Source organism: Streptomyces sp. NPDC043746 (assembly GCF_056436485.1).
In genome coordinates this window covers 46,612-73,155 of the sequence record NZ_JBWKCM010000018.1, presented here as the reverse complement: position 1 = coordinate 73,155, position 26,544 = coordinate 46,612, and the positions used below count along the sequence as shown (strand labels likewise).

Genomic DNA, 26,544 nt, shown 5'->3' with positions numbered 1-26,544 from the left:
TGGTCGGTGCGCGGGCGCTCCCGGGCCTGCCCGGTCACCGGGCGGTGGCCGTACGAAGCGGGCCCGGCCCCCGGCCCTGGCGGGCTGTCCGGGCCGCCCGCCCCGGCCGTTCTCCATGAAATGCCGTTCCGCGGGTATCCGGTCCTCAGCCAGAAAGCTCACGCGACGGGGTGACTGCCATGAACGACCGCATGCTGATGACACTTTCACCGGACGGGGAGACCCGCACCGACTACGTCTGCAAGCCGGAGAAGGCCGCCGACGCACGGGACGCCGTCACCAGCTTCGTCCGACGGCTGCACCCCGCACCGGCCGCCCACGTGGTGCAGAACCTGCTGCTCCTGGTCTCCGAGCTGGTCACCAACGCCGTCCGGCACGCGGGGGCGGTCACCGCGCTCCGCCTCACCGCGGACCGGACGGGCGTCCATGTCCGGATCAGCGACCCGAGCCCGGAGCACCCGCGGGACCGGACGCCCGACCTGACCGGCCGCACGGGCGGCTTCGGCTGGCCGATGATCCGGCGACTGGCCCAGGAGGTCACGGTCCGGGAGTCGCCGGACGGCGGGAAGGTCATCCTCGCGACCGTGCTCCGCTGACCACCCGGGGGCCACGGCCCGCAGCGCGCCCGGGCCGGCCCGCGGCGCGCCGGCGCCGAGGCCGGGCGCCGGACGGCCTGCCCGGACCGCACGGTCGACGCGGTCCTGCGGCGAGGGGCGCCGATCGCGGCGTGTCGATAGAATTCAGGACATGGGAGAGCGGCCCGCAGCGCCGACTGCGCCCGAACTCGTCCTGGAGACCGATCACGGCTCCACGGTGATGAGTCCGAGCCGGGACTACCATGTCGGGCGCGATCCCGAGAGCGACATCGTCATCGACGACGACCGGGTCTCCTGGCACCACGCGGTGCTCCACCCCGAGGCCGGTCACTGGATGCTCCAGGACGAGGACAGCACCAACGGCACGTACACCGGTGGTCATCGCATCCACACGTCGGACGTCGGCGCGGGCAGCGTCATCCACTTCGGCAATCCGGGCGACGGCCCCCGCGCCGTGCTCGTGGGCCGCGAGCCCCCGGCCCGCCCGGCAGCCGCCGACCGGCCGTCGGCCGTCTCCATGCCCGCCGCCACCGGCACCTTCCGGCAGCCCACCACCGTACGGCCGCTGCCCGCGAAGACCGTCCGCATCGGCCGCGACGCGGGCAACGACCTCGTCATCGACGACCTCGTGGTCTCCCGGCGCCACGCCGAGCTGCGGGCGCTCCCCGACGGCCGGCACGAGATCGTCGACCTCGGCAGCCACAACGGCACGTTCCTCAACGGCCAGCCCGTCGACCGGGCGGTCGTACGGGCCGGGGACATCATCGGTATCGGCCACTCCGCGTTCAGCCTGGTCGGGGACGTGCTCCAGGAGTTCGTGGACACCGGCGAGGTGTCGCTGGACGTCCAGGATCTGGAGGTCCATGTCGGCAGGGCGGGCCGGGGCGGCCGAACGCTGCTGGACAAGGTCTCCTTCCCCGTCGGCGAGAAGTGCCTGCTCGGGGTCGTCGGTCCCAGCGGCGCCGGGAAGTCGACGCTGCTCAACGCCCTGACCGGCCTGCGCCCGGCCGACACCGGGACCGTCCTCTACGACGGCCGTGACCTCTACCGTGACTTCGCGGAGCTGCGCCAGCGCATCGGCCTGGTCCCGCAGGACGACATCCTCCACTCCCAGCTGACCGTGCGCAAAGCCCTCGGGTACGCCGCCGAACTCCGCTTCCCGCAGGACACGGCGAAGGCCGAGCGGCAGGAGCGGGTCCTGGAGGTCATCCATGAACTGGGCCTGGAAGAACGGGTGGACCAGCCCATCCACAGTCTCTCCGGCGGCCAGCGCAAGCGCGTGAGCGTCGCCCTGGAGCTGCTGACCAAGCCCTCGCTGCTCTTCCTGGACGAACCGACCTCCGGGCTCGACCCGGGGATGGACCGCTCCGTCATGCATATGCTGCGCGGGCTGGCCGACGACGGCCGCACCGTCATCGTCGTCACGCACAGCGTGCTGAGCCTGGAGGTCTGCGACCGGCTGCTCGTCCTCGCGCCGGGCGGCCGCATCGCCTATTACGGTCCTCCGGACGACGCCCTCGCGTTCTTCGGGTTCTCCGAGTGGCCGGAGGCCTTCGAGGCGTTCGAGAACGACCGGGACCGGGACTGGGCGACCACGTACTCCGACTCGCCCTTCCACCGCCGGTACATCGCGGGTGCCTCGGCGCAGCCCCGGCTGACCCAGGCCGCGCCCGGCGGGTCCGTCGCGCCGCCGCCCAAGACCCGTAACTGGGGTGCGCAGCTCGGCACTCTGGTCCGCCGGTACGCCTCCGCGCTCGCCGCCGACCGGACGTTCCTCATCATCATGATCGCTCTGCCCTTCGTCATGGGCGCCATGGCCCGCGCCCTGGCCGGGAGCAGGCTCACCCAGGAGACGGCGATGAACGCGCTGCTCATCCTGTGTGTGGGCGGGGTGCTGACCGGGGCCGCCAATGCCGTACGGGAGCTGGTCAAGGAGCGGGTGATCTACCGGCGGGAGAGAGCCGTCGGCCTCTCCAGATCCGCGTACCTGATGTCGAAGATCGTGGTGCTCGGTACGATCACGGTCCTCCAGGCCGTCGTCCTGACGCTGGTGGGACTGGTCGGTGTCGACCTCAACGCTCCGGGCGGCGAAGGGGTGTTCCTGCCACCACTGCTGGAAATCACTCTGGCCGTCGCCCTGTTGTCCTTCACCGCGATGATGCTCGGCCTGCTGGTCTCCGCCCTGGTGCGCAAGGAGGAGGTCACGATGCCGCTGCTCGTCCTCCTCGCCATCGTCCAAGTGGTCTTCTGCGGTGCCCTGCTGAAGCTGAACGGGGTGCCGGGGCTGGAGCAGCTGTCCTGGCTGGTGCCCTCGCGGTGGGCACTGGGCGCGATGGCCGGCACGATCGACCTGGCGCGGATCGTGCCGGGCGATCTGACGTCCGACCCGCTCTTCGGACACTCGGGAGGGGTCTGGCTGCTCAACATGGGCATGCTCGTCGTCCTCTCGGCCCTCTTCGGTTACGTCGTCGCGAAGCTGCTGCGGCGCCATGAGCCCGCGGTCATGCGGAAGTGAGGCGGTGCCATGGCGACCCCGGACCCGGCCCCGGACTTCCGCCCCACCCATGTCGTCCCCCCGGACGGGCTGACCGCCTGGGAGACGCCGGACACCGCCCGGCCCACCGACCCGCTGGACGCGCTGCTGCCGGTGCGACTGGCCGAGCGGCGCGGTGACTGGGCGTACGTCGTCTGTTCCAACGGCTGGGCGGCCTGGGTCGACGGTCGGCTCCTGGTCTCCGTACCGCGTACTCCTCCGGCCCCCGGTCGGCCGCTCGCGCGCACGGCCGACCCGCGCCCGCTGCTGGCCCGCGCGGAGGAGGCCCTGAACCAGTACCGGCGCGCCGCTCAGGATCTGGCCGAGGGCCGCAGCGACGGGGAGGGCTTCCAGCAGCGGACGCGGGGGCTGCGGGTGGGCATGGTCGTGGACGGGGAGTCGGTGTGGCTGTACGACGCCGAGCACGAGCGGTGGGTCTTCTGCGACGGGAGACAGCTGAGTACGTACGCGGCACAGTCCGGGCCCGGGTCGGGGACGGCGTTCACGGGGCCGGGCACGGCGGGGCCCGAGCCCACCCGGGTGGTCACGGCGGACGGCCCACCCGAGGCGGCCGAGGACCCCGGGCCCCCCGAGCCGGTGGCGTCCGACGGGCCCGGGCCCACGCGCGTGGTGACGTCGGAAGGGCCGCCGGAGCCCACGCGGGTCGTGACCGCCGACGAGCCCGAACCCACGCGGGTCGTCACGCACGACGACTCGCCGGACGGCGGGCGGTGACAGGCCGTGGCGCCGCCCCCGCCCTCCCACGACGCCGGGCTTCCCACCGGCCGGGACGAGGAGCTGGTGGGGAAGCGCGTCGCGGGCTATCTCGTGGAGGCCGAGATCGGCCGGGGCGGCATGGCGGTCGTCTACCGGGCCAGGGACCTGCGGCTGGACCGGATCGTCGCGCTCAAGCTGCTCGCCCCGGAGCTGGCTCGCAACGACACCTTCCGGCAGCGGTTCACCCACGAGTCGCGGGTGGCGGCCGCGATCGACCACCCCCATATCGTGCCGGTCTTCGAGGCCGGTGAGACGGACGGGCTCCTCTACATCGCCATGCGGTACGTGGCGGGCGCCGACCTGCGCGTGCTCATCGACCGGCGCGGGCCGCTCGATCTCACCGCCGCCGTCCGGATCGGCGGGCAGGTCGCCTCCGCGCTGGACGCGGCCCATGACCACGATCTGGTGCACCGCGACGTGAAGCCGGGGAACATCCTGGTGGCGGCGGGGACCGACAGCGACCATCCGGAACACGTGTACCTGACGGACTTCGGGCTGACGAAGAAGTCGCTGTCGCTGACGGGGTTCACCACGGTCGGCCAGTTCGTCGGCACGCTCGACTACGTGGCTCCGGAGCAGATCTCGGGGAAACCCGTGGACGGCCGGTGCGACGTGTACAGCCTGGCATGCGTCGTGCAGGAGACGCTGACCGGGGCCCCGCCCTTCCAGCGGGACGACGACATGGCCCTGCTCTGGGCCCACCAGTACGACCCGCCGCCCCCGCCGAGCGGGCAGCGGCCGGACCTGCCGGGCGCGGTGGACGGCGTACTGGCGAAGGCGCTGGCCAAGGCGCCGGACGACCGCTACGAGACGTGTCTGCGGTTCGTCGCGGCACTGCGCGCGGCGGCGTCGGCGGCCCCGGCCGGGCACCGTACGGCGACGGTCGTGGACACGCGGGCCGGCTCCTGGTCGGCCACGCCCGAGCCGGTGCCCCGGCCGCCGCGCTGGGCCCTCCCGGTCTTCCCGGAGGCCTAGGTCTCCTCCGGCGGCGGGACCTCGCCGTGCCTCCGGTGCACCCGGGAGGCGGCGAGCGCGCCCAGGAAGCCGGCGACCAGGCCCCACAGGAAGGCGGTCCCGAGCGCGGTCCAGAGCTTCGGGCGCAGCGAGACCTCGCCTCCGAGACCGCCGCCGAGGTCTCCGATGCCGAGCAGGGAGAGGCCGTAGCGGGCGGAGACCGCGGACGTCAGGCCGATGAGGAGCACGGTCAGGGTGAGGGCGACCGCCAGGTGCAGGGCGTGCTGCCAGGGACGCGTCCGGGCGGGTGAGCGGAGCGCCATGACGAAGGCGGCGCCGAGCGCCAGGAGCGCGGCGGCGACGAGCAGCCACCACACCCGCCCGTCCTGGGCGGCGAGGGTGCGCAGATTGACGGTGGCGAGGTCGGGCGTCCGGAGTACGGAGTCGAGCACCTGCGGCATCGGCAGCCCGAACGGGCCCTGCGCCCTGCCCTCCCAGGAGGCGCCGAGGCCCACGGTGAAGGCGAGCCAGACCAGGTTGGGCAGGCCGAGGAGGATCACCGCGAGGGTCTGGGCGGGATGGCCGCGTACCACCATCACGACCAGCCCCGCCACGGCGCCCAGGGCCACGGAGAGCAGCAGCAGCGCCACCATGGCGGAGGCGGCGGGGCGCACGGTCTCCTGGAAGCGGACCAGCCGGGGCGGGAGCGGTGCCCGGCGCGAGACCAGGAGCGCCAGCAGGAGGACACCGGCCAGCCACACCAGACCCATGATCACGGTCAGCGGGATGTCGGCCCGGAACCCGACCCGCGCCGAATCGCCCAGGACATCGCCGAAGGCGTCTTCCGTTCCCTCACTCCTTCCGTCACCCGTGAGGTCTTCCGCCGGGAGGGTGAACGTGTGCCGTGCCAGGAGCGAGAGCGCGATCAGCACCACCGCCCAGAGGACAGCGACCCGGCCCGCCCAGCCCGCCAGCTCCCGGACCCCGGCGACAGCCCGGTGGCGCAGGGGCCGCAGGAAGCCGTGGGCGATGAGCAGCGCGCCCGCCACGGTCACCGAGAGCGGCAGCACCGAGAGGCCCGCCCGCGCCCCCACGAGAGACCCGGCGTCGCCCGCCAGGCCGACCGTACCGCCCGCCGCCATCACGACGACCGCGGCCACGACCCGGGGGAAGCCTCCGTCGGGAAGCCCCGCGGCACCGGCGGCCCACAGACCGAGGGCGGCCGTCACCAGCATGGCCAGGGCTCCGGCCAGCACCGCCACGAGTGCGTCCAGCCAGCCGTGCGGTGCGCGTGCCGCGCTCTTCCTGTCGTTGCTCACCCGGACGTTCACGCTGTCACGCTAAGCAGGGGTACGGCACTCCGCCCCCCGGGGAAACGGCCGCTCCCTCCGCTTGCGGGGAGCGCGCGGGCCGTACACACAATGAGGGCAACAGGCCCGGATCACCCGCCGATGCCCCGGTTTGCGGGGGCGGGAGTCCGGGGCGGTCCCAACCTCGGGGAGTGCAGCCCGTGAGTGTCCAACCGCCGTCCTCCGACCGCCCTACGGGACCGCCTTCCGGTCCGCTCTCGGGCCCCTCCCGGTCGGGCCCGACGACGCCCCCGCCCCCCACCGTCTCGGGCGCCCCTCCCGGCCCGCCCGGCGGCGGGGGCCGGGGCGGCGGATCAGGCGGTTCGGGCGGTTCCGGGGGCTCCGGCGGAGGCTCGACGGGCGGCCCGGGAGACGGTCCCGGCAGTGGTTCGGGCGCCGCCCCCGGGCCTGGGGCCGGGCGCCCCTGGTGGCGCTCCGTCCCCCGGGTCGCCGCGATCACGGCGGCCGTCGTCGTGGCCGTCTCGCTGGTCGTCTTCCTGACCCGCCCCGACGACGGCGGCGGCGGCGGTTCGACGGCGGGGGGCGAGGTGTTCCTCCAGGCGGCGGGCGCCTCCGGCCCGGACCCGTTCACGGAGTCCACGGCGCGTGACAGCGGCCCCGACCCGTCGACCGCCTCCCCGTCCCCCTCCCCCGTACCGAGCGCCTCGGGCACCGGCTCGCAGGTGACGCGCGGGGTGGACGGCGCCGCGCCGGGCCTCTACGGGGGCACCCGCAAGGTCGCCAGCTGCGATGTGGAGAAGCAGATCAGCGTGCTGGGGGCCGCCCCGGAGAAGAACCGGGCGTTCGCCTCGGTCCAGGACATCGAGCCCTCGGCCGTACCGGGCTACCTCCGCTCCCTCACCCCCGTACAGCTGCGGATGGACACCCGCGTGACCAATCACAGCTTCCGGGACGGGAAGGCCGCGGCGTACCAGGCGGTGCTCCAGGCCGGTACGGCGGTGCTCGTCGACGACCGCGGGGTGCCCCGGGTGCGGTGCGCCTGCGGCAATCCGCTGCTGCCGCCGGTCGCCCAGAAGAGCACCCCGAAGCAGACGGGGAAGGCCTGGCCGGGGTACCGGGCCTCGGATGTGGTCGTGGTGGAGCCGTCGTCGAAGCCGGTGGACGAGTTCGTGATGGTCGACTCCGAGAACGGTGACTGGTTCACCCGTCCGGCCGGTGACACCGGCGGCGGGGACGAGAAGACCGATCCGCCCAAGGGCACGAAGAAGGACGAGTCCGGTTCGCCCTGCCCGCCGGGAGCAGGCGGCGACCGTTCCTGCCCCCCGAGCACGGGTGAGTCTCCGCGCGACGGCGAGTCCCCGCCGCCGGCCGACGACGGGACGACGGCGCCGCCGGACAGCCCGCCCGCCTCCGACCCGCCGCCGGACAGCCCGCCCGGTGACACGCCCGACTCCCAGCCCGCGCCGCCGCAGGAACCGCAGCAACCGGAGCAGCAGCAGTCGGAGCAGCAGCAGCCGCAGCCTCCGGAGGAACAGCAGCCCGGCTCCGGCGCGGCGGCCCTGTCCCGGAGCGTCTAGCGGGCAGGAGCGCAGGCCCCCGAACGTCTGAACGCGGAACGTCCGGAGTCCCGGAGCGACGCGCGGCCGGAGCTACAGCACGGCGTCCGGCCGCCTGTCCGCTCCGCCGGTCTTCTCCGGGCGCGGGAGCTCCACCGGGGCGCCCGCGCCCTTGGCGCGTCCCAGTCCGGCCGAGGCCGCGGCGGAGTGCAGGGAGCGCAGCGCCAGCAGCAGGAAGCCGATGTCGTCCAGATAGACGGGGTCGGGCAGCAGGTCGACCGGGGAGACGGTGTAGACCACGGCCGCCCAGACGAGGGCCTTGTTGCGCAGCGGGATCCCGGCGTCGACCAGGAGCCTCCTGGCCTTGAAGACGCGCACCAGCAGTACGGCGGCCAGGGCCAGCATGGTCAGTGCGGCGACGGCTGCGACAACGAGCCAGACGGTGGTGTCCATGGCTCATCGTCCACCCATTGCCGCCGATGACGAAATTCTCCGTCCGCACGGCCGTCCGTGGCGGGTCGGGGACATGGAGCGGAGTCAGCCGGCGGAGTTCTGCGTACGGCGGCGGTTGCGGCGCTTCAGTGCGCGTCGTTCGTCCTCGGCGAGGCCGCCCCAGACGCCCGCTTCCTGGCCGTTCTCCAGGGCCCATTCCAGGCACTGGGCCTGCACCGGGCAGGTCCGGCAGACCGCCTTCGCCTCCGCCGCCTGGACGACGGCGGGGCCGGACGTCCCGATGGGGAAGAACAGGTCCGGGTCCTCGTCGCGGCAGGCCGCGTGTGTGCGCCAGTTCTCCATGCTGCTCACTCCCGGGGGTCGGATGCGTGCCGTAGGCATCTGCTTACGGCCGTACCGTGCGGGTGACCGACGATCGGCGCCTCAAACACCCGGCGGCCGGGGGACCGGACGGGTCGCCCCGGCGGGGCGGGTCCCGCGGCGCGCCCGACCTCACGGCCCCGCCCAGGGAGTCACCCGGCCGCGATGTCCGGCAGCGGGGTCTCCGGCGGCGGGGCGGCGGCGCACGCCGCGTCGAGCCGGATGCGGTGGGCCATCACGGCATCCGGATCGTCGATGAGGTCGACACGGACCCCGGGCGTCTCCAGGACCGCCTGGTCACCGATCTCCGGGGCCGGGACCCGCAGCAGATGCAGGGGAGGCATGCCGGTCATGGCGTGCGGCGGGTGGTCCAGTGGCACCACCTGGACGATGACGTGCTGCTCCTCCATCGCCTCGGCCAGCGCACGCCGCTGCCCGGCCATGGTCTCCGGGTCGCCCACCCGGGTGAGCAGGGCGGCGGCCGGGAGCAGGGCCCACAGGGTGGTCCCGCGCTCGCACAGCCGGCGCCGCCGCTCCCGCAGCAGCTCCACGCGGCGCTCGATCCGGTCGGGGCCGTCGTCCGGGTACCGCATCCGGTACAGCCCGGCGGCGTAGCCGGGCGTCCGCAGCAGCTCGGGCACCAGGGCCGGGTGCCAGGTGCGGACCAGGCTGGCGGAGGACTCGACCCCGATGACGTCCTGCTGCCAGCTCTCCATGGTGTCGCGCCACCGGTGCCACCAGCCGGGCAGGTTCGCGGCGCCGAGCCCGGCCAGGATCGGTTCCGCGACCGGGGGCGGGGCGCCGTAGCAGCGCAGCAGTTCGGTGACCTGCCGCGCGTCGAGCCCGGTCTCGGCCCGCTCGATCCGCCGTACGGTGGCGGGGTGGGCGCCCAGGGCGTCGGCGGCGGCCCTCAGGGTGACACCGGCCTGTTCCCGCAGGATGCGCAGCCGGGCCGCCAGGACGCGGTGCTGCACCGTGGGGCCGGAGCGGGCTCGCATGCTCGTACCTCGTTCGTCGAGCCCCGGAGCGGAGCCTTGAACACTCTGTCGCTTGCAAAGTACGCGTTTTGCACCGAGAGTGCATACATGTCGGAAATAGTCAGTTGCGCAGAACGCGCCCCCGCCGAGGGGAGTGTCAGAGGTGCACACAGCTGGTGGGTCCCCCGGTTGCCCGGGGGCGTTCCGGAGGCACGCCACCGGGTGCAGGAGGCGATGCACGCCTGGGGAGAGCCCGCGGAACGCATCGAGGCGGCGGCGCTGATAGTGACCGAACTGGTCACCAACGCCGTGCAGCACACCAGCACCCGACGGATCCGCTGCCGCCTGCTCCGCTCGGCGGAGGGGGTGCGCATCTGCGTGTGGAACCGCGGCCTGGCCCGGATCCCGGCACCGGCGCGCCCCTTCGCTGCGGCGGGGCCGCCCGTCGGGGAGGCTCCGGCGGCGGACGGCCCGGACGGCGATGACGCGCTCGACCGCCTCGCCGAGGACGGCAGAGGCCTTCTCCTCGTGGACGCCCTGGCGGCCCGCTGGGGCACGCGCCCCGCACCGGCCGGCCGACTCGTCTGGGCCGACGTCTGAGACCCGCCGCGCGACCGCCTCCCGCGACTCCCCCGTACCCCTGGGGCCGAGCAGGATCAGTCGGTGGCCGTACGGCACTCCGGGTGACCCCAGCCGTTCGGGTTCTTCGCGATCGGCTCCTTCGCCGCGTACGGCTTTCCGCAGTGGCAGCGCCCGGCGAACCGCGCCTTGATGGTGCCGTTCGACGACCGCCCGGTCCGGGACCCCGTGGTCTTCGCCTTCACGCCGCCCGCGCCGCCACCGCCCGTCTCCGCACGCCCCTTCGTGGAGCGCGCCGGGGCGGGGACGGGCAGGGCGGTCGCCCCGTGGGCGGTACCGGCCGGGCGCTGCGCCACCGCCGCCTCGCTGGCGGCCTGGTCGGCGAGCGCGTTGAGCGGGTCGCCGTCCACCTGATGGGCGGGGACGTGGCGGAACGTCACCGTACGGTCGGTGAGCAGGGCGTCGATGCGGACGACCAGCTCGCGGTTGGCGACCGGCTTGCCCGCCGAGGTCTTCCAGCCGTTGCGCTTCCACCCCGGCAGCCACTTGGTCACGGCGTTCATCGCGTACTGCGAGTCCATCCGCACCTCGACACGCGCCGCCGGGTCGGTGGATTCCAGCAGCTCGGCCAGGGCGGTCAGCTCGGCGACGTTGTTGGTCGCGGTGCCCAGCGGGCCCGCCTCCCAGCGCTCCGGGCTGCCCTGCGCGTCCGCGACGACCCAGGCCCAGGCGGCCGGTCCCGGATTTCCCTTGGACGCGCCGTCACACGCGGCGATGATGCTCTCGTTCATCCTCCGATCATGCCAGCCCCGCACGACCATCCCGTCCGGCCGTGCCCGTGCCCCCCTCCCGGCGATCCGGGACGCCTCCCCCCGGGGCGCCTCGCTCGGGGCAGGATCGAGTCGACGCACACGCCGTCGCTCCTCCTGCGCTCTCCCGCCCGCCTGTCGGCCCGCTGCCGGGAACGGCCGTTCTCACCTCCCGGCTCGCACCGGGCGGAGGGCGACGCCGGTGGACACCCAGCGTGCCCTGTTGACCTCAACCAAGCTTGAGGTCATAGCGTTCCGACCAGTCCCCACCACCCAGGTCTGCAGAGTTCGGAGCACCCCATGGACATGGAAGTCACCGCGTGGACGTCGCTGCACAGCGCGATGAACGCCGAGCAGGACCGGCGCCCCTTCTCGAAGGCGACGCTACGCCGCATCCTGGTCTTCGCCCGGCCGCACAAGACGCGCATCCACCGGTTCCTGCTGCTCAGCACCGTGACCGCGCTGCTGGCGGTGGCCACCCCGGTCCTGGCCGGGCAGGTCGTCGACGCCATCGTGCGGGGCGCGGACTCCGGGACGGTCACCCGGCTCGCCCTGCTGATCGCCCTGATCGCGGTGGCGGAGGCGGGGCTCGGCCTGGTCACCCGGTGGCTGTCGGCCAACCTCGGTGAGGGGCTGATCCTCGATCTGCGGACGGCGGTCTTCGACCACGTGCAGCGGATGCCGGTCGCCTTCTTCACCCGGACGCGGACCGGCGCCCTGGTCAGCCGGCTCAACAACGACGTGATCGGCGCGCAGCGCGCGTTCAGCAACACGCTCTCCGGCGTCGTCTCCAACGTCGTGACCCTGCTGCTGACGCTCGGTGTGATGCTCACGATCTCCTGGCAGATCACGCTGCTCTCCCTGGTCCTGCTCCCGGTCTTCGTCGTACCGGCCCGCAGGATGGGGGCCAGGATGGCCGGTCTCCAGCGGGAGGCGGCCGCCCACAACGCCTCGATGGGCACCCAGATGACCGAGCGGTTCTCCGCCCCCGGCGCCACCCTGGTCAAACTCTTCGGCCGCCCGTCACTGGAGTCGGCCGAGTTCGCCGAGCGGGCCCGCCGGGTGCGGGACATCGGGGTGCGGTCGGCGATGGCCCAGTCCGCGTTCATCACGGCGCTCACCCTGGTCTCGGCCCTCGCACTCGCCCTGGTCTACGGGCTCGGCGGCTACTACGCGCTCCGCGGCACCCTGGAGCCGGGGGCCGTGGTGGCCCTGGCCCTGCTGCTGACCCGGCTGTACGCCCCGCTGACCGCGCTGGCCGGGGCCCGGGTCGAGGTGATGAGCGCGCTCGTCAGCTTCGAGCGGGTCTTCGAGGTGCTGGACCTGAAGCCCCTGATCACCCAGAAGCCGGACGCCCGCAAGGTGCCGGAGGGCCAGGTGTCGGTGGAGTTCGACAACGTGTCCTTCGGGTACCCGTCGGCGGAGAAGGTCTCGCTCGCCTCGCTGGAGGAGGTCGCGACGCTGGACAACCGGGGCGGCACCCCGGTCCTGCACGAGGTGTCGTTCCGCGCCGAACCCGGGCAGATGATCGCCCTCGTGGGATCGTCGGGCGCGGGCAAGTCGACCATCGCCCAGCTGCTGCCGAGGCTGTACGACGCGGACGCCGGTTCCGTACGGCTGAACGGGGTCGACGTACGCGATCTGAGCGCCGACTCGCTGCGCGACACCCTGGGGATGGTCACCCAGGACGGGCACCTCTTCCACGAGTCCGTACGGGCCAATCTGCTGCTCGCCCGGCCGGATGCGTCCGAGGACGACATCTGGGACGCCCTGCGCCGCTCCCGGCTGGAGGGCCTGGTGGCCTCGCTGCCCGACGGGCTGGACACGGTGGTGGGCGAGCGCGGGTACCGGCTCTCCGGCGGTGAGCGCCAGCGACTCACCATCGCCCGGCTGCTGCTCGCCCGTCAGCGGGTCGTCATCCTGGACGAGGCGACCGCGCATCTGGACTCCACCTCCGAGGCCGCCGTCCAGGAGGCCCTGGCCGAGGCGCTGGAGGGGCGGACCGCCGTGGTGATCGCCCACCGGCTCTCCACCGTACGGGCGGCCGACCAGATCCTGGTCGTCGAGGCGGGCCGGATCGTGGAGCGCGGTACCCACACCGAACTGCTGGCGGCGGGCGGGCGGTACGAGGAGCTGTACCACACCCAGTTCGAGCGGCCGTCGGCGGACGAGGCCCAGCCGGTCGGCCGGTAGGGGCCCGGCTCAGCGGCGGACGAGGCGGGGACGTCCCGTGGTGCGCAGGCGCCGCAGGGCGTCCCCGCCGCAGCTGCACCACTGCTTGGGCGAGACCCGGGGGCGGTGGCTGCCGTTGGTGACGAGGGCGTTGACCGAGGTCATCGGGTCCGCCGCCATGGACTTGGCCAGCAGCACACCGACCACCAGGGGCAGCAGGGAGACCGCCAGGGCGGTACCGGCGGTGGTGACGTGCTGGATGCGGGGGTTGCGCCGCGCTGCGGAGTCCATGGCCCCATTCGACCGGCGGCCGGGCGGCGGAACATCGGGCCGGGTACTCAGCGTTCGGCGCACCGCATACTCAGACGCGCGTCCGGGGACGCTGGGGACGGCGGCCCCGGTCGGCGGGGGCGCGGCTCCGTGGAGACCTCGTACCGGAGGCCTCGGGGGTCCCGTACCACCGGAAGGACCACACCCATGAGCGACAACGCCCCTGGACGGCCCGCGGGGCTCCCCGCCGCGACGGTGTTCGACGCGCTGGGCTCCGCGTACGAGCGGGCGTTCGCCGGTTCGGCCGCCCACCACGCCTCGCTGGACCGGCTGCTGGAGCAGCTCGCGCCGGGCAGCCGGGTGCTGGACGTGGGGAGCGGTACGGGGGTCCCGACCGCGCGGCGACTGGCGGCGGCCGGACACCGGGTGGTGGGGGTCGACGTCTCACCGGTGATGACGGCGCTGGCGGCGCGGCAGGTGCCGCAGGCGGAGTTCCGGTGCGGTGACATCCGCGATCTGCCTCTGGTGGACGGGGAGTTCGACGCCGCATGCGTCTATTTCTCCCTCCTCCAGCTGACCCGTGGCGAGCAGCGGGAGCTGCTGGGCCGCCTCGCCCGGGCAGTACGGCCGGGCGGTCGGCTGGCCGTGGCGACGGTGCCGGTCGACGCGGCGGATGTGAGCGCCGTGTTCATGGGGCAGCCGGTGGTGGTGTCGAGCTTCGGCGAGGAGGAGTTCGTCTCCGTGGTGGCCGGGGCGGGGTTCGCGGTGGAGGAGCGGCAGAGCGTGCTGTTCACCCCGGACCACCCGATGGGCGAGCCCGAGCCACATCTCTTCCTGGACGGCCGTCACCCCTGACGCCCCCTGCGGACGCATCCCGCTCCCCTGCCTTCGCACAGGCCGCCGCCGCCCCAAAGGTTTTCGCAATCACAAAGAACAAGCCGAATGAATGACAAGAATGGCGCATTCGCGTTCCTCAACGAGAAGGTAATGCGATAGCAAAGTTCTCGTCTATATGCTGAGCTGTAGTCGTATCCGTTCGGACGCCGTGCGCACGGCTTCACACCCCGGATGTTCGACAGAACCACGAGGTGGAGCAGAACCCCCCCTCCGAACATTCATTCGAACCATATCCGCGCATTCGTTCCCATGACCCGACCACACCGCTCCCCGGAACCACCGGGCGCAGGAGGCAGGCCACCCATGAAGTCCCTCGTCTTACCCGCCCGGACTTTCACCGAACACGACACCGCGAACGCAAAGGAGGCCGGGCTCCCCACCTACGCCCGACCCCCGAGACCCTTCCCTTCGGTCCGCGGCGCGGTACGTCCCGGCCCGACCAGCGTTCACCGGCCGGAGAGCGGCCCGTCGTCCGGCCGCCTCTGACGGCTTCCCGCCCCCACCCTTCCGCGCCCGGCCCCGGGCCGGGCGCGGATCCGACCCTCAAGGGAATCGTCACCCGTGATCTCCGTGAAGGAACTCAAGAACCCCCACGTCGTACGACGTGACCTGCTCGCGTCACTCGTCGTCTTCCTGGTCGCCCTTCCCCTCTGCGTCGGCATCGCCGTCGCCTCCGGCGTACCGGCCGAACTCGGTCTGGTCACCGGGATCGTCGGCGGTATCGTCGTCGGTCTGCTGCCCGGCAGCAAGCTCCAGGTCAGCGGCCCGGCCGCCGGTCTCACCGTCCTGGTCTACGAGGCGGTCACGGAGTTCGGTCTCGCCACGCTCGGGCCGATCGTCCTGGCCGCCGGTCTCCTCCAGATGGTCATGGGCTTCGCCCGCTTCGGCCGCTGGTTCCGCGCCATCTCCGTCTCCGTGGTGCAGGGCATGCTCGCGGGCATCGGCCTGGTCATCGTGCTGGGCCAGCTGTACGCGATGGCCGACTCCGAACAGCCGGACACCGCCCTCGCCAAGCTGGCCGGACTCCCCGGGCTGGTCGCCGAGATCGCCACCGACACCGAGGCGCTGACCGCCTTCGGCCTCGGCGCCGGGACCGTCGCCGTCCTGCTGATCTGGCCCAGGCTCCCCGCCCGCGTGCGGATCGTCCCAGCCCCCCTCGCCGCGGTCGGCCTGGCCACCGCCGTCGCCGCCCTGGCCGGGCTGCGGCCGATGGTGGCCGATGTCAACGGGCTGCTGCACGCCATCGACCTGCCGGGTGCCGCCGAGTTCGGCAATCTGGCCAACGTGGCCGTCATCGGTACCGTCCTCGCCTTCGCCCTCATCGCCTCGGCCGAGAGCCTGTTCAGCGCGGCGGCCATCGACCGGATGCACGACGGCCCCCGTACGCAGTACGACAAGGAGCTGGTCGCCCAGGGCGTGGGCAACACCATCTGCGGGGCGCTGGGCGCCCTCCCGATGACCGCTGTCATCGTCCGCAGCGCGGCCAACGTCCAGGCCGGGGCCACCACCGCGCTCTCCCGCGTCGCCCACGGGGTGTGGCTGCTGCTCTTCGCCGCGCTGCTGCCCGCCGCCATCGGCATCATCCCGCTCGCCTCGCTCGCCGGGATCCTGGTGCACGCCGGGTGCAAGCTGGTGCCCTGGAAGGAGTTCGGCCCGCTCTGGCGCGACCACCGCGGGGAGGCCGTCCTGCTGGCGGTCACCGCGCTGGCCATCGTGGTGACCAACCTCTTCGAGGGCGTGGTGCTGGGGCTGCTGCTCGCCGTGGTGAAGTCGGCCTGGGAGACCTCCCACGTACAGCTCTCCACGCGTGAGCTGACCGGCGGCCGGGTCGTGGTGACGCTCACCGGCAACGCGACCTTCCTGCGGTTGCCGCGCATCCTGGAGCAGTTGGAGAAGCTGCCGCAGGACCAGCCCATAGAGCTGGATCTGACCGGGCTGCGCCATCTCGACCACGCCTGCCGGGTGGCCCTGGAGAACTGGGCGCGAAGGCACAACAACGCGGAGATCGAGCCGGTGACGATCCGCCGGTAGACCGGCGGCCCGGTGGTCCGGGCGGCTGTACGGGTCGCCGAGCGCTTCCCGCCGCTGCCCCGGCGGCTCGCCGGGGCAGCGGCGGAAGGCCAGGGTGTCGCCGTGGGCGGACACGGAGCCGACCCGGGCGGCAACCGTGCTCGCCATGTGCCCGGCGGCGGGCAACGGGAACGAGTGACGCGGGCGCAGCCGGGAAGCGGCCTGTCCGGTACCGGGCGCCGAGGGGGTGCAGGCCGCGTCCCTCGCGGCGGACACCGAAGGTGCGGCGACGGTGGTCTCCCGGACAGCGGGGATGTGGGCGGCGAAGAGGACGGTCCGGTGTGCGGTGGCGGCGCGGGGCCGGTCCAGCACAGCGGCCCCGGACGCCGTGTCCGGGGCGGAGGTCACGTCGTCGAGCAGCAGGACGGGCGGGTCCCGGAGCAACGCCCCTGCCCGGGTGACCAATTGGCGCTGCCCCCCAGAGGCCGCCCCGCCGCGCTCGCCCAGCTCGGTGTCCAGGCCGTCGGTCAACCGCGCGAGCGCCAGGTCGAGTCCGGCGGAAAGTACGGCGGCGACCTCGGCGGGCGGCCGGGTCCGCCGCTGCGACGACATCGGGCGGGGTCACCGGCTGCGGGCGCCGACGCGGGGCGCCGGGCAGGGACAGCCCCGGCCCCGGGGCGGGGCTGCCCCGGGGCTCGGCGATCTGCTCAGGCCTCCTGGGCCGCTCGGGCTGCTCAGGCCGCCGCGCCGAGCCGGGTCCGGGCAGCCGTGGTGAGCTGGGCTCGGCCGAACAGCAGGGCGTAGCCGGTCGGCAGGGACTCGATGACCCGGGTGACGAGGGCCGGGTCCATCAACGCGGCCACCGCCGCCAGCACCGTACCCGCGTCCCAACGGGCGGTCGCCGCCGTACCACCGGTCCGTGCGGCCAGGTCGTCCACGAAACGGGCGGCCGGGGCCGGGTCGATGCCGGGCGCCTCTGCGGTGAACACCCGGGCGGCCTCCCTGGGGAGCGCGGCGGCGAACGCGACCCGCTCCTCACCCGTGATCTGCGCGCCGAGCCCGCCCAGTACGGCGTTCAGGGCCTCCTCCGCCCGCTCCCGGGTGGGGTAGGCACCCTCGTATCTGATCTTCTCCAGCAGCCGGTCGAACGTCATGGCCTTCGGGGCGGCGATGGTCCGAGGCTCAGGAATCATGGCGGCAGCAGCCCTTCTCGCGGTCCTGCGGTGTCGTGTTGTCTCTGGCTTCTTCTCCGAAAGCGCCGCCGTACACCCCCGGGGGTGGTCCGGAAGGGATCCGGACGGGGCCCGGGCGGTGATGCGGCGGTCACAGGGGCTGCGGGCGGCCGAAGAGGAGGTCGTACCCCGTCGGCAGTTGCAGCAGGATGCGGCGCAGGAGGTCCTCGCCCGCCGCGTCGGCGGCGACGCTGAGCACGGCTCCCACGTCCCACAGGGCGGTCCGTTCGGTGGCGCCCTCGATCCAGGCCGCCGTGGCGCGTACGAACCGCTCGGGCGAGAGCGGTTCCGCGGCCTGGAGCGGGTTGAGCAGGATCAGGGCCATGGTCTCGGGGAGGCAGGCGGCCAGTTCGGCCCGCTCCGCGCCCACCAGGTGTGCGCCGAGCAGGGCCAGCACCACACGTGCGGCGCGCTCGGCCTCTTCCCGGGTCTCGTACGTGCCGCGTTCCTGGACCCGGTCCAGGAACGCCTCCCATCGCAGGGTCACGGTGACCGCTCCCTCGGACGTCCCCCCTCGGGTTCACCCGGCGGCCCGTCCCCCCGGGGGTCCTCCAGGACGAGGACGGGCCGGGTGCCGGTCAGCCCTTGATCTGCTTGCGCGAGGAGCCCGCGCCGACGGAGATCTTGCGGGGCTTGGCGCGCTCCGCGATCGGGATGCGCAGGGTCAGGACGCCCGCGTCGTAGTCGGCGTCGATGCGCTCGGTGTCCAGGGTGTCCGCCAGGACGATCTGGCGCGAGAACACGCCCAGCGGGCGCTCGGACAGCTCCATCTGGACGTCCTCGGCGTTGACGGCCGGCCGGCGCTCGGCCCGGACGGTCAGCATGTTGCGCTCGACGTCCACGTCGATCGCGTCCGGCGAGACACCGGGGAGATCGAACGCCACCACGTACTCGTCGCCTTCGCGGTACGCGTCCATCGGCATCGCCGAGGGCCGCGACCAGGTGCCGGGGCGCAGGATCTGCTCGGTGATCCGGTCGAGTTCACGGAAGGGGTCGGTACGCATGAGCATTGCGGAAACACCTCCAGTCGGTCGGGCGGTAGCCCGCGCGTTTCACCTGACACCGTTGTAGCATGTCATCCATTCGATGACAAATGAAATGTCACCGAAAGGACGACATCACGTCGAACCTGTCGTGAAGCCGCACCTGTCGAAGGAGTCACCGTGCCAGCAGCGGAGCAGCCCGACCCCACCCGCCACCCCGATCCGGACGCCGTCTCCCTCCTCGCCGCAGCCGCGGCGCTGGGCGTCATCGACGGCGCGGTCCGTGACGCCCGGACCGCCACGGCGGAGCAGGCCGACGGCCGGGCGGCCGATCCGGACCGGGCCCAGGCGCTGGCCTCGCTCCAGCTGCTGCGCGAGCTGCGGGAGCGGCTCGCGGGGTGGGAGACCGGGCTGATCGAGGCCGCCCGGGCCGCGGGGGCGAGCTGGGCCGAGCTGGCGGACCCGCTCGGTGTCGCCAGCCGGCAGGCGGCCGAGCGCCGCTATCTGCGGCTGCGCCCCGGCTCCCTCGGCTCCACCGGGGAGGAGCGGGTCAAGGCCACCCGGGACCGGCGCGCGGCCGACCGCACCATCACCACCTGGGCCCGTCAGAACGCGGCGGACCTGCGCTCGCTGGCCGGCCAGGTCACCGCCCTCACCGGGCTGCCCACCCCCGCGGGCGCCCCGCTGGACCAGCTGCGCCGGGCCCTCGCCGCCGACGACGCCGCCCTCCTCGTCGCCCCGCTCACGGCGGTCCGGCCGCATCTGCCCTCGGGGCAGCGGCAGCTGGCCGCCCGGATCGACTCCCTCACCCGCCGAACCGGCGAACTGCGCGAGGACACGGCGGCGCGGAGACAGGGCGGCTGAGCAGTGGGGGCACCGGGCCGGGCCGCGGCGGACGCCCCCGTACACGAAAGACGCCCGGCCGGCGGAGGGTTCCCGAACCCTCCGCCGCCCGGGCGTGCCACACCGCCCCGCTTCCCGGCTACGGCTTGCGGGCCACCAGCCCCCACTGGTCGACCGGCACCGGGTCGGCCTCCTCGGGGCGCCACAGGGCGATCGACAGGAAACCCGGGTCGATGATCTCCAGACCCGCCGCGCAGTCCGTGATCTCCTCCGGCTCCCTGACCAGGTACGGGGGGTTCTCGCCGGAGTCGTACGCCTCCTGGGCGGCCAGCGTCTGCGGGGTCTTCACCGTGTCGCAGAGCACCAGATAGCTGCCCGAGGGCATCCGGGCCATGTACTGCTGGACGACCCTGATGCCGTCGGCCGGGACGAGGTGCCCCAGCGTCGAGAGCAGCAGCACGGCGACCGGCTCGGAGAGGTCGAGCGTCTTCGCCGCCTCGTCGACCACCGTGTCCGTCTCGGAGAGATCGGCGTCCACGTAGGCGGTCCGGCCCTCCGGGGCACTGGTCAGCAGGGCGTGGGCATGGGCGAGGACGATGGGGTCGTTGTCCACGTAGACGATCCGCGCCTCGGGCACGATGCCCTGCGCCACCTCGTGGGTGCTGTTCGCCACCGGCAGGCCGGTGCCGACGTCCAGGAACTGGCGGATGCCCAGGGAGGCGAGGTGCCGGATCGCGCGGGCCTGGAAGGCGCGCGAGGCGCGCGCGATGTCGACCATCTGGGGGTAGGCGGCGCTCACCGCGTCGGCCAGCTCCCGGTCGACGGGGTAGTTGTCCTTGCCGCCCAGCCAGGCGTTCCACACCCTCGCCGAGTGCGGGACATCGGAGCGGATCCTGCGGCGGAACTCAACGTCGTCGACGCTCATGTCTCTCCTCTACTCACTGTCCGTGCAAGGCCGTTGACCGCATAACCGCCGGTGAGAGCCTTGAGCTGACCGTACATCGCCCTTCCTGTCCGCGCTGGACCGGCTCCCGCCCGGAGCGCGTCCGCGCGTAGTACGGGCAGCGTGCCGGCGGCACACCTCCCCGGCGGAGGCCGGGGGCGCACACCGTTCGGCCGAAGGTCAGCCGAACTGGCCCACCCGGTAGTCGCCCGCGGGCTGCTGGACGATGACGTTCAGCCGGTTGAAGGCGTTGATGAGGGCGATCAGCGAGACCAGGGCGACGAGTTGCTCCTCGTCGTAGTACTGGGCGGCCCGTGCCCAGACGTCGTCCGGCACGCCACCGGCGGTGTCCGCGATGCGGGTGCCCTGCTCCGTCAGCTCCAGGGCCGCGCGCTCGGCGTCGGTGAAGACCGCGGTCTCCCGCCAGGCCGCGATCAGGTTGAGGCGCAGCTGTGTCTCCCCGGCCGCCGCGGCCTCCTTGGTGTGCATGTCGGTGCAGAACCCGCAGCCGTTGATCTGGCTCGCGCGGATCTTCACCAGCTCCCGCGTCGTATCGGGCAGCCCGGTCTCCGACACCGCCCGGCCCGCGGCGGTGAGGTTCTTGAGGACGGTGCCCGCGGTGGGGCTGGCGAGCATGTTCAGTCTGGCGTTCATTTTTCCGGCTCCTTCGTCGTGATCGTCGGTCCCCGCACCTCCGAGGGTGTCCGACCACCCTCAGGACGGAAAGGATCTTGCTGGTGTGACCCGCGGACCCGTCACCTTCGTCGTCGCCGTGCACCGCCTGCCCCCGTCGAAGGTGGTGACCACAGCTCACGTGGGTGGCGGCAACTCGAGCTGTGCGAGGGCACGGTGGGCCGCCCCGGAACGGCTGGAGCGGTGTTCGCCGATGGCATCGGCAGGCCTCGGAGCGCGGGCGAGGAGCGGCGAGCGTGACCGTCGCCCTGGCCGAGGAGGCCCGCGCACCGCGCGGACGGCTTCAGCGCGCCGGCCCCACCGCACCCGTCGTACGCGAAGGGTCCGACCCCTGGCCCGGACGGGCAGGCCACCGGCGGCGGCCGGTCAGGCCTCCGCCGACGTGCGCTGGAACCAGGCCGGCCCCTCCGTGAGTGCCTGCTTGATCCGGAAGAGGGCGAACTCCGGGAGCGGCGGCAGCCCGTCCAGGGGGAACCAGCCGACCTCCAGGGACTCGTCGTCGTTGACGCGGGCCTCGCCGCCGGTGGCCCGGCAGCGGAAGGTGATGTCGAGGTACTGGCAGCGGTCGCCGTTGGCGTACTGCACGGGTGCGAGCGCCTGGGTGAGGACCAGGCGCTCGGCCACGCAGTGCACCCCGGTCTCCTCCAGCACCTCGCGCTCGGCTGTCAGCGCGGGCTCCTCGCCGGGCTCCGCGATGCCGCCGATCACCGACCACCGACCGGTGTCCGCCCGCCGCCCCAGCAGGACCCGGCCCTCGTCGTCGAAGACGACGGCGGTCACCCCTGGCAGCAGGAGCAGTTGGTGACCGGCGGTGGCGCGGATGGTGCGGATGAAGTCGGGAGTCGCCATGGGTCCGAGCCTACGTGGCCGGTCTGGGTCCACCCGGCCGGCCCCCGGTCGCGCCACCCGTGCCGTCCCCGCGACCCCAGGAGCTGCCGCGTACTCCCCGGCCCTACCCTTCGGTCCCCCGTCCCCGCCGCCGGGCCCGTACCGCCGACACGCCCACCCAGCCCAGGCCCGCCGCGGCCACCAGGGCGATGAGGCCCTCCGGCAGCGGGCCCAGCCGGGTGGCCGGGGTGAGCGAGGAGCGGAGGGGGACCTCGGCGACCAGGGCGTCGGGGGTGAACATTCCGCTCCGGTCGGCGATGGTGCCGTCCGGCCGGATGACGGCGCTGACCCCGCTGGTCACGGGGACGACGACGGCCCGGCCGTGTTCGACGGCCCTGACCTGGGACATGGCGAGCTGCTGGTAGGTCATCTCGCTGCGGCCGAAGGTGGCGTTGTTGCTCGGTACGGCGATCAGCTGGCCGCCGTGGAGCACGGTGTCGCGGGCGGCGTCGTCGAAGGCGGCCTCGTAGCAGGTCACCAGCCCCACCTTGGTACCGGCGAGGTCGAACACGCCGACCTCGGTGCCGGGGACGAACTCGCGCTGCACCCGGTCGACGTCCTCGCTGAAGAACCGGGCGACCGTCCGCATCGGCATGTACTCACCGAACGGCTGGATGTGCCGCTTGTCGTACGTGTCGACGGGGCCCTGGTCCGGGTCCCACGCGATCAGGGTGTTGCGCAGGCTGTCCGAGCCCTTCTCGACCACCGAGCCGATGACCGTCGGGACCCCGATCGCCTTGACCGCGTCGTCGATGACCTGGTGGGCGTCGGCGTTGAGGTAGGGGTCGAGGTCGGAGGAGTTCTCCGGCCAGAGGACGAAGTCGGGCTGCTTCGCCTTTCCGGCCCTGACCTCCTCCGCGAGCTGGGCGGTGCGCCGGGCGTGGTTGTCCAGGACCGCGCGGCGCTGGGCGTTGAAGTCCAGGCCGAGCCGGGGCACGTTGCCCTGGATCGCGGCGACGGTGGCGGTGCCGTCCTCGGCCGAAGCGTCGACGAGCGGGAGCGCGGCGACCGCGGCCACGACCGGGGCGAGGACGCAGGCGGCGGCTCCGGCGGCCGCGGCGCGGTGTGCGTGCCCCGGGGTGCGGTACGTACGGAGTCGGCGCGCCGACTCGTAGAGGCCGAAGCCGCACAGGACGACCGCGAAGGAGAGCAGCGGGGTGCCGCCGAGCGCCGCGAGCGGCAGGAACGCGCTCTCCGCCTGACCGAAGGCGATCTTGCCCCAGGGGAAGCCGCCGAACGGGATCCGGGCGCGGACCGCCTCGTCCAGGGTCCAGACGGCGGCGGCCCAGAGGGGCCAGTACGCGAGCCGGGTGACGGCGGCGATCCCGAGGCAGCCCACCGCGATGAAGAGCGCCTCCGCGGTGGCGAGGGCGAGCCACGGCACCGGGCCGACGTCCTCACCGGTCCAGCGCAGCAGCGGGAGCATGAAGCCGAGGCCCGCCAGCAGCCCGAGACCGAAGGCGGCGCGCGGCCTGCGCCCGTGGAGCACCCAGCCGAGCAGGGCGAAGCCGGGCAGGACCAGCCACCACAGGGGCCGGGGCGGGAAGCTCGCGTACAGCAGCACCCCGGAGAGTGCTGCGGCGGCCGGGCGCAGGAGCCGCCGGGGCCATCCGGCGGGCGGGGGCGTCGGCGCGGGCTGCGGGGCGTCGACGGGGGTCATGGTGGCGCTCACCTGGCGGATTCTACGGTGGACGGCTGTGGAGAGCGGCGCTGGAGGGCGGTGCCGTGCCGGGCGCGCCCGGGGAGCATCCGGCTCTGCCGGGTCGACCGGTCGTCGGTCCCGGTCCCGGTCCCGGTCACGTCGCTCCCACGCACCCTCGCCCGGTCGGTCCGGCACGGGATCCCGGATCCCGGAACCCGGGGAGCCTCCGTCAGTCCCGGCCCCGGATCCGGCGCACCCCCTCAGTCCCCGCCGCGCTCCGCGCGGGCGGCCGGCCGGAGGCGTTCGCGGATGAACCGTACGGCGGTCTCCGCGTCGTCGACCGTGACGGTGAAGGTGCGGCCGTCGCCGAGGCGGAGGGCCATGCCCTCGCCCTTGCGCACGACGACGGCAGTGCCCTGTTCGGGGCGCCAGCGGTAGCCCCAGCCGCCCCACTGGCGCGGGTTGATCCGGGGGACGTACTCCGCGCCGACCACATGGTCGAGCAGGATCCTGCGGCGCGGCAGACCGACGTGGCCGCAGCGGACCTCCAGGGCGTCCCCGTCGACCTTCACGGCCACATGGACGAAGGCGAGCGTGCCGAAGAGGATCAGCAGGCCGACGGCGAGGCAGCCGATGACGGACATCAGCAGGGGGGTGAGTCCGGAGGACGCTGGCGAGGCGACGGCCAGCTCGATGCCCAGGGCCAAGCAGCCCGCGCCCGCGAGGGCCAGGAGCCACTGCATGCGGTTGGTCGCACGGCCGGTCCAGACGGTGGACGGTGCCTGCGTCGAGCTGTGGTGCGCGCTCTCGGGGTGGTCCGTCATAGGCGCAGCGTACCCACGTCGGCGCCGCTCGGCCCGGGACAGCGATGGGGTGCGCGGCGGTCCCGGGCGGCCGAGATCGCTGGGCAACCCCAGGTCAGCAGGTAGGGGCGACGGCCTGGAGGGCCCGGCCCTCCGCGTAGGCCAGGGCGGGGCGCGGCAGGGTGGCGGGGCGGCCGGCCAGCAGGACGGTGAGGGTGCCGGAGGGGGCGGCCGTCGGGGCGGGTCCGGCACCGATCCGGCGGAGCGCCTGGGCGGCCACGGCCCCGGCGGAGCCGTGCAGGACGAGCGGCGGGCGGCCGGGCTGCTGGACGGCGGCGCGGATGCGGTCCGCGACCAGTTCGTAGTGGGTGCAGCCGAGGACCACCGCCTGTACGCCCGGCGGAGTGAGGGCGGCGGCAGCGGCGACGGCGCGGTCGATGCCGGACTCGTCGCCGTGCTCGATGGCGTCGGCCAGTCCGGGGCAGGGGACCTCGGTGACGTCGACGGCGCCGGCGAACTCGGCGATCAGCCCGCGCTGGTAGGGGCTGCCGGTGGTGGCCGGGGTGGCCCAGATGGCCATGGGGCCGCCGCCCGCCGCGGCGGGCTTGATGGCCGGGACGGTGCCGATCACCGGCAGGCCGGGCTCCAGCGCGGCGCGGAGCGCGGGCAGCGCGTGGACGGAGGCGGTGTTGCACGCGACGATCAGGGCGTCCGGCCGGAGGGCTGCGGCGGCGCGGGCCACGGCCAGTGCGCGGGCGCTCACGTCCTCGGGGGTACGCGGGCCCCAGGGCACCGAGCCGGGGTCGCAGGAGATCACCAGTTCGGCGTCGGGCCGCAGTCGGCGAACGGCGGCCGCTGCCGCCAGCAGGCCGATTCCGGAGTCCATGAGCGCGATCTTCACCCGGTCACCCTAGCCGACAGCCCTTGCGGACCGGGCCCAGTGGGGCAGACTGCGGCGAATGAGCGCCGTTGCCTGGATCGCCGTGGGTTCGCTGACCGTGTGGGGGTGGCTGCTGCTGGGGCAGGGCTTCTACTGGCGGACCGACCAGCGGCTGCCCCGCCGCACCGATCCCGCCCGCTGGCCCTCGGTCGCCGTGGTCGTACCGGCCCGCGACGAGGCGGAGATGCTGCCGCTGAGCCTGCCCTCGCTGCTGGTCCAGGACTATCCGGGCGAGGCCTGGATCATCCTGGTGGACGACTGTTCCGGCGACGGGACGGGGCGGCTGGCCCGGGAGCTGGCCGACCGGTTCGGCGGGCTGCCGCTGACCGTCGTGGAGCCCGGGGAGCCGGAGCCCGGGTGGACGGGCAAGCTCTGGGCGCTGCGGCACGGTATCGCCCTGGCCCGGCGCCACAAGCCGGACTTCCTGCTGCTCACGGACGCGGACATCGCGCACGAGCCGGACAGCCTGCGGGACCTGGTGGCCGCGGCCGGTGCGGAAGGGCCGGCGGGCTACGACCTGGTGTCCCAGATGGCGCGGCTGCGGGTGGAGAGCTTCTGGGAGCGGCTGGTGGTGCCCGCGTTCGTCTACTTCTTCGGGCAGCTCTATCCGTTCCGCCGGGTGAACCGGGCTCAGTCGCGGACGGCGGCCGCGGCGGGCGGCTGCGTGCTGCTGCGGACGGAGGCCGCCGAACGGGCGCGGATCCCGGAGTCGATCCGGCAGGCGGTGATCGACGACGTGTCGCTGGCCCGGGAGGTGCGGCGCGGCGGCGGCCGGATCTGGCTGGGGCTGGCGGACCGGGTGGACAGCGTGCGGCCGTATCCGCGGCTCGCGGACCTGTGGCGGATGGTGGCGCGCAGCGCGTACGCCCAATTGCGGCACAGCCCGCTGCTGCTGGCGGGGACGGTGCCGGGGCTGCTGCTCGTGTACGTGGCTCCGCCCGCGACCCTGGCGGCCGGGCTGGCGACGGGCGACGCGGCGGCGGCCTGGGCGGGCGGGCTGGCATGGGCGGTGATGACGGTGACGTACCTGCCGATGCTCGCCTACTACCGGCAGTCGCCGTGGCTCGGGCCGCTGCTGCCGCTCACGGCGGTGCTGTACCTGCTGATGACGGTGGACTCGGCCGTGCGGCACTACCGGGGGCGGGGGGCGGCCTGGAAGGGCCGTACGTACGCACGGCCGGAACCGGACGCGGCCCCCGGCCGGGACGGGAGGGCCGGACCGGACGTGGCACCGGGGGCCGGGCCGGACGGAGCACCCGGGGCCGCGCCCGGGCGGTGACGCCACGGGGGGCCTCTGTCGTTCTTCGTCGAGGCGCCCGCTCAG

The 26,544-nt window shown here is 73.9% G+C and carries 26 protein-coding genes; 11 read left to right on the top strand and 15 right to left on the bottom strand.

Features of this window, described 5'->3' with window-relative positions; translation table 11 throughout:
• The first annotated feature begins 179 nt into the window (after positions 1 to 179).
• The 4 genes from AC0682_RS20215 to AC0682_RS20200 all read left to right on the top strand — a co-directional run bounded on the left by AC0682_RS20215 (position 180) and on the right by AC0682_RS20200 (position 4,881).
• Positions 180 to 596, top strand: coding sequence for an ATP-binding protein (locus tag AC0682_RS20215; protein ID WP_478534343.1), 417 nt, complete (start codon positions 180 to 182; stop codon positions 594 to 596).
• A 151-nt stretch (positions 597 to 747) separates the two neighbouring features.
• Positions 748 to 3,111, top strand: coding sequence for an FHA domain-containing protein (locus AC0682_RS20210; protein WP_478534341.1), 2,364 nt, complete (start codon positions 748 to 750; stop codon positions 3,109 to 3,111).
• 9 nt (positions 3,112 to 3,120) lie between these two features.
• Positions 3,121 to 3,864 carry a hypothetical protein gene (locus AC0682_RS20205; protein WP_478534339.1) on the top strand — a complete coding sequence of 248 codons (744 nt, stop codon included), beginning with the start codon at positions 3,121 to 3,123 and terminating at the stop codon, positions 3,862 to 3,864.
• 6 nt (positions 3,865 to 3,870) lie between these two features.
• Entirely contained in the window at positions 3,871 to 4,881 is a 1,011-nt protein-coding gene (locus AC0682_RS20200; protein ID WP_478534338.1) for a serine/threonine-protein kinase, read from the top strand.
• Here the strand turns inward: AC0682_RS20200 and AC0682_RS20195 are convergent.
• Positions 4,878 to 6,191 (bottom strand): streptophobe family protein, encoded by a 1,314-nt coding sequence (locus tag AC0682_RS20195; RefSeq protein WP_478534337.1) that lies wholly within the window; start codon positions 6,189 to 6,191, stop codon positions 4,878 to 4,880. The genes AC0682_RS20200 and AC0682_RS20195 overlap by 4 nt on opposite strands.
• 179 nt (positions 6,192 to 6,370) lie before the next feature.
• Here AC0682_RS20195 and AC0682_RS20190 point away from each other — a divergent pair, with 179 nt between their 5' ends.
• Entirely contained in the window at positions 6,371 to 7,747 is a 1,377-nt protein-coding gene (locus tag AC0682_RS20190; RefSeq protein ID WP_478534336.1) for a DUF6777 domain-containing protein, read from the top strand.
• A 72-nt stretch (positions 7,748 to 7,819) separates the two neighbouring features.
• On the opposite strand, the gene AC0682_RS20185 is transcribed toward AC0682_RS20190, so the two are convergent.
• The 3 genes from AC0682_RS20185 to AC0682_RS20175 form a co-directional block, all read right to left on the bottom strand.
• Positions 7,820 to 8,179: a YkvA family protein gene (locus AC0682_RS20185; RefSeq protein WP_478534335.1), complete on the bottom strand. Its 360-nt coding sequence runs from the start codon at positions 8,177 to 8,179 to the stop codon at positions 7,820 to 7,822.
• An 84-nt stretch (positions 8,180 to 8,263) separates the two neighbouring features.
• Complete coding sequence (locus AC0682_RS20180) at positions 8,264 to 8,521, bottom strand: WhiB family transcriptional regulator (RefSeq protein WP_478534334.1); 258 nt, start codon at positions 8,519 to 8,521, stop codon at positions 8,264 to 8,266.
• Positions 8,522 to 8,691: 170 nt separating this feature from the next.
• The gene (locus AC0682_RS20175) at positions 8,692 to 9,537 is read right to left on the bottom strand and encodes a Scr1 family TA system antitoxin-like transcriptional regulator (protein ID WP_478534332.1); all 846 of its coding nucleotides are present in this window, start codon (positions 9,535 to 9,537) and stop codon (positions 8,692 to 8,694) included.
• 168 nt (positions 9,538 to 9,705) lie between these two features.
• On the opposite strand from AC0682_RS20175, the gene AC0682_RS20170 reads away from it, so the two are divergent.
• Positions 9,706 to 10,116: an ATP-binding protein gene (locus AC0682_RS20170; RefSeq protein WP_478534331.1), complete on the top strand. Its 411-nt coding sequence runs from the start codon at positions 9,706 to 9,708 to the stop codon at positions 10,114 to 10,116.
• A gap of 56 nt (positions 10,117 to 10,172) precedes the next feature.
• On the opposite strand, the gene AC0682_RS20165 is transcribed toward AC0682_RS20170, so the two are convergent.
• Positions 10,173 to 10,886: a ribonuclease H family protein gene (locus tag AC0682_RS20165; protein WP_478534330.1), complete on the bottom strand. Its 714-nt coding sequence runs from the start codon at positions 10,884 to 10,886 to the stop codon at positions 10,173 to 10,175.
• A gap of 318 nt (positions 10,887 to 11,204) precedes the next feature.
• Between AC0682_RS20165 and AC0682_RS20160 the strand changes: the two genes are divergently transcribed.
• A complete protein-coding gene (locus AC0682_RS20160; RefSeq protein ID WP_478534328.1) occupies positions 11,205 to 13,097 on the top strand; it encodes an ABC transporter ATP-binding protein in 1,893 nt (630 codons plus the stop codon).
• 9 nt (positions 13,098 to 13,106) lie between these two features.
• On the opposite strand, the gene AC0682_RS20155 is transcribed toward AC0682_RS20160, so the two are convergent.
• Positions 13,107 to 13,367 carry a hypothetical protein gene (locus AC0682_RS20155; RefSeq protein WP_478534327.1) on the bottom strand — a complete coding sequence of 87 codons (261 nt, stop codon included), beginning with the start codon at positions 13,365 to 13,367 and terminating at the stop codon, positions 13,107 to 13,109.
• A 186-nt stretch (positions 13,368 to 13,553) separates the two neighbouring features.
• On the opposite strand from AC0682_RS20155, the gene AC0682_RS20150 reads away from it, so the two are divergent.
• Positions 13,554 to 14,201 (top strand): class I SAM-dependent methyltransferase, encoded by a 648-nt coding sequence (locus tag AC0682_RS20150; protein WP_478534326.1) that lies wholly within the window; start codon positions 13,554 to 13,556, stop codon positions 14,199 to 14,201.
• A gap of 603 nt (positions 14,202 to 14,804) precedes the next feature.
• Complete coding sequence (locus AC0682_RS20145) at positions 14,805 to 16,274, top strand: SulP family inorganic anion transporter (RefSeq protein ID WP_478534325.1); 1,470 nt, start codon at positions 14,805 to 14,807, stop codon at positions 16,272 to 16,274.
• Between the two features lie 713 nt (positions 16,275 to 16,987).
• On the opposite strand, the gene AC0682_RS20140 is transcribed toward AC0682_RS20145, so the two are convergent.
• From AC0682_RS20140 to AC0682_RS20130, 3 genes are all read right to left on the bottom strand, one after another.
• The gene (locus tag AC0682_RS20140; RefSeq protein WP_478534324.1) at positions 16,988 to 17,446 is read right to left on the bottom strand and encodes a DUF2267 domain-containing protein; all 459 of its coding nucleotides are present in this window, start codon (positions 17,444 to 17,446) and stop codon (positions 16,988 to 16,990) included.
• A gap of 130 nt (positions 17,447 to 17,576) precedes the next feature.
• Positions 17,577 to 17,972, bottom strand: coding sequence for a DUF2267 domain-containing protein (locus AC0682_RS20135; RefSeq protein ID WP_478534323.1), 396 nt, complete (start codon positions 17,970 to 17,972; stop codon positions 17,577 to 17,579).
• A 91-nt stretch (positions 17,973 to 18,063) separates the two neighbouring features.
• The gene (locus AC0682_RS20130; RefSeq protein WP_478534322.1) at positions 18,064 to 18,495 is read right to left on the bottom strand and encodes an Hsp20/alpha crystallin family protein; all 432 of its coding nucleotides are present in this window, start codon (positions 18,493 to 18,495) and stop codon (positions 18,064 to 18,066) included.
• Positions 18,496 to 18,648: 153 nt separating this feature from the next.
• Between AC0682_RS20130 and AC0682_RS20125 the strand changes: the two genes are divergently transcribed.
• On the top strand, positions 18,649 to 19,332 hold the full coding sequence (locus AC0682_RS20125; protein WP_478534320.1) for an HSP18 transcriptional regulator: 684 nt from the start codon (positions 18,649 to 18,651) through the stop codon (positions 19,330 to 19,332).
• Positions 19,333 to 19,450: 118 nt separating this feature from the next.
• Here AC0682_RS20125 and AC0682_RS20120 read toward each other — a convergent pair whose 3' ends face one another.
• The 6 genes from AC0682_RS20120 to AC0682_RS20095 all read right to left on the bottom strand — a co-directional run bounded on the left by AC0682_RS20120 (position 19,451) and on the right by AC0682_RS20095 (position 25,181).
• Complete coding sequence (locus AC0682_RS20120) at positions 19,451 to 20,236, bottom strand: SAM-dependent methyltransferase (protein WP_478534318.1); 786 nt, start codon at positions 20,234 to 20,236, stop codon at positions 19,451 to 19,453.
• A 198-nt stretch (positions 20,237 to 20,434) separates the two neighbouring features.
• A complete protein-coding gene (locus tag AC0682_RS20115) occupies positions 20,435 to 20,908 on the bottom strand; it encodes a carboxymuconolactone decarboxylase family protein (RefSeq protein WP_478534317.1) in 474 nt (157 codons plus the stop codon).
• 405 nt (positions 20,909 to 21,313) lie between these two features.
• Positions 21,314 to 21,796 (bottom strand): NUDIX hydrolase, encoded by a 483-nt coding sequence (locus tag AC0682_RS20110; protein WP_478534315.1) that lies wholly within the window; start codon positions 21,794 to 21,796, stop codon positions 21,314 to 21,316.
• A gap of 103 nt (positions 21,797 to 21,899) precedes the next feature.
• On the bottom strand, positions 21,900 to 23,495 hold the full coding sequence (lnt, locus tag AC0682_RS20105; RefSeq protein ID WP_478534409.1) for an apolipoprotein N-acyltransferase: 1,596 nt from the start codon (positions 23,493 to 23,495) through the stop codon (positions 21,900 to 21,902).
• 242 nt (positions 23,496 to 23,737) lie between these two features.
• On the bottom strand, positions 23,738 to 24,301 hold the full coding sequence (locus tag AC0682_RS20100) for a hypothetical protein (protein WP_478534314.1): 564 nt from the start codon (positions 24,299 to 24,301) through the stop codon (positions 23,738 to 23,740).
• 94 nt (positions 24,302 to 24,395) lie between these two features.
• Positions 24,396 to 25,181, bottom strand: a complete 786-nt coding sequence (locus AC0682_RS20095) for a glutamate racemase (protein ID WP_478534313.1) — start codon at positions 25,179 to 25,181, stop codon at positions 24,396 to 24,398.
• 58 nt (positions 25,182 to 25,239) lie between these two features.
• Here AC0682_RS20095 and AC0682_RS20090 point away from each other — a divergent pair, with 58 nt between their 5' ends.
• The gene (locus AC0682_RS20090; RefSeq protein WP_478534311.1) at positions 25,240 to 26,499 is read left to right on the top strand and encodes a glycosyltransferase; all 1,260 of its coding nucleotides are present in this window, start codon (positions 25,240 to 25,242) and stop codon (positions 26,497 to 26,499) included.
• Positions 26,500 to 26,544: the final 45 nt, after the last annotated feature.

Coding starts and splice junctions, on each gene's coding strand:
- AC0682_RS20120 (WP_478534318.1), bottom strand. CDS start 20,236: ATGAGCGTCGACGACGTTGAGTTCCGCCGCAGGATCCGCTCCGATGTC.
- lnt (WP_478534409.1), bottom strand. CDS start 23,495: ATGACCCCCGTCGACGCCCCGCAGCCCGCGCCGACGCCCCCGCCCGCC.
- AC0682_RS20130 (WP_478534322.1), bottom strand. CDS start 18,495: ATGCTCATGCGTACCGACCCCTTCCGTGAACTCGACCGGATCACCGAG.
- AC0682_RS20180 (WP_478534334.1), bottom strand. CDS start 8,521: ATGGAGAACTGGCGCACACACGCGGCCTGCCGCGACGAGGACCCGGAC.
- AC0682_RS20100 (WP_478534314.1), bottom strand. CDS start 24,301: ATGACGGACCACCCCGAGAGCGCGCACCACAGCTCGACGCAGGCACCG.
- AC0682_RS20090 (WP_478534311.1), top strand. CDS start 25,240: ATGAGCGCCGTTGCCTGGATCGCCGTGGGTTCGCTGACCGTGTGGGGG.
- AC0682_RS20110 (WP_478534315.1), bottom strand. CDS start 21,796: ATGGCGACTCCCGACTTCATCCGCACCATCCGCGCCACCGCCGGTCAC.
- AC0682_RS20175 (WP_478534332.1), bottom strand. CDS start 9,537: ATGCGAGCCCGCTCCGGCCCCACGGTGCAGCACCGCGTCCTGGCGGCC.
- AC0682_RS20215 (WP_478534343.1), top strand. CDS start 180: ATGAACGACCGCATGCTGATGACACTTTCACCGGACGGGGAGACCCGC.
- AC0682_RS20165 (WP_478534330.1), bottom strand. CDS start 10,886: ATGAACGAGAGCATCATCGCCGCGTGTGACGGCGCGTCCAAGGGAAAT.
- AC0682_RS20185 (WP_478534335.1), bottom strand. CDS start 8,179: ATGGACACCACCGTCTGGCTCGTTGTCGCAGCCGTCGCCGCACTGACC.
- AC0682_RS20140 (WP_478534324.1), bottom strand. CDS start 17,446: ATGATTCCTGAGCCTCGGACCATCGCCGCCCCGAAGGCCATGACGTTC.
- AC0682_RS20205 (WP_478534339.1), top strand. CDS start 3,121: ATGGCGACCCCGGACCCGGCCCCGGACTTCCGCCCCACCCATGTCGTC.
- AC0682_RS20115 (WP_478534317.1), bottom strand. CDS start 20,908: ATGAACGCCAGACTGAACATGCTCGCCAGCCCCACCGCGGGCACCGTC.
- AC0682_RS20210 (WP_478534341.1), top strand. CDS start 748: ATGGGAGAGCGGCCCGCAGCGCCGACTGCGCCCGAACTCGTCCTGGAG.
- AC0682_RS20160 (WP_478534328.1), top strand. CDS start 11,205: ATGGACATGGAAGTCACCGCGTGGACGTCGCTGCACAGCGCGATGAAC.
- AC0682_RS20155 (WP_478534327.1), bottom strand. CDS start 13,367: ATGGACTCCGCAGCGCGGCGCAACCCCCGCATCCAGCACGTCACCACC.
- AC0682_RS20150 (WP_478534326.1), top strand. CDS start 13,554: ATGAGCGACAACGCCCCTGGACGGCCCGCGGGGCTCCCCGCCGCGACG.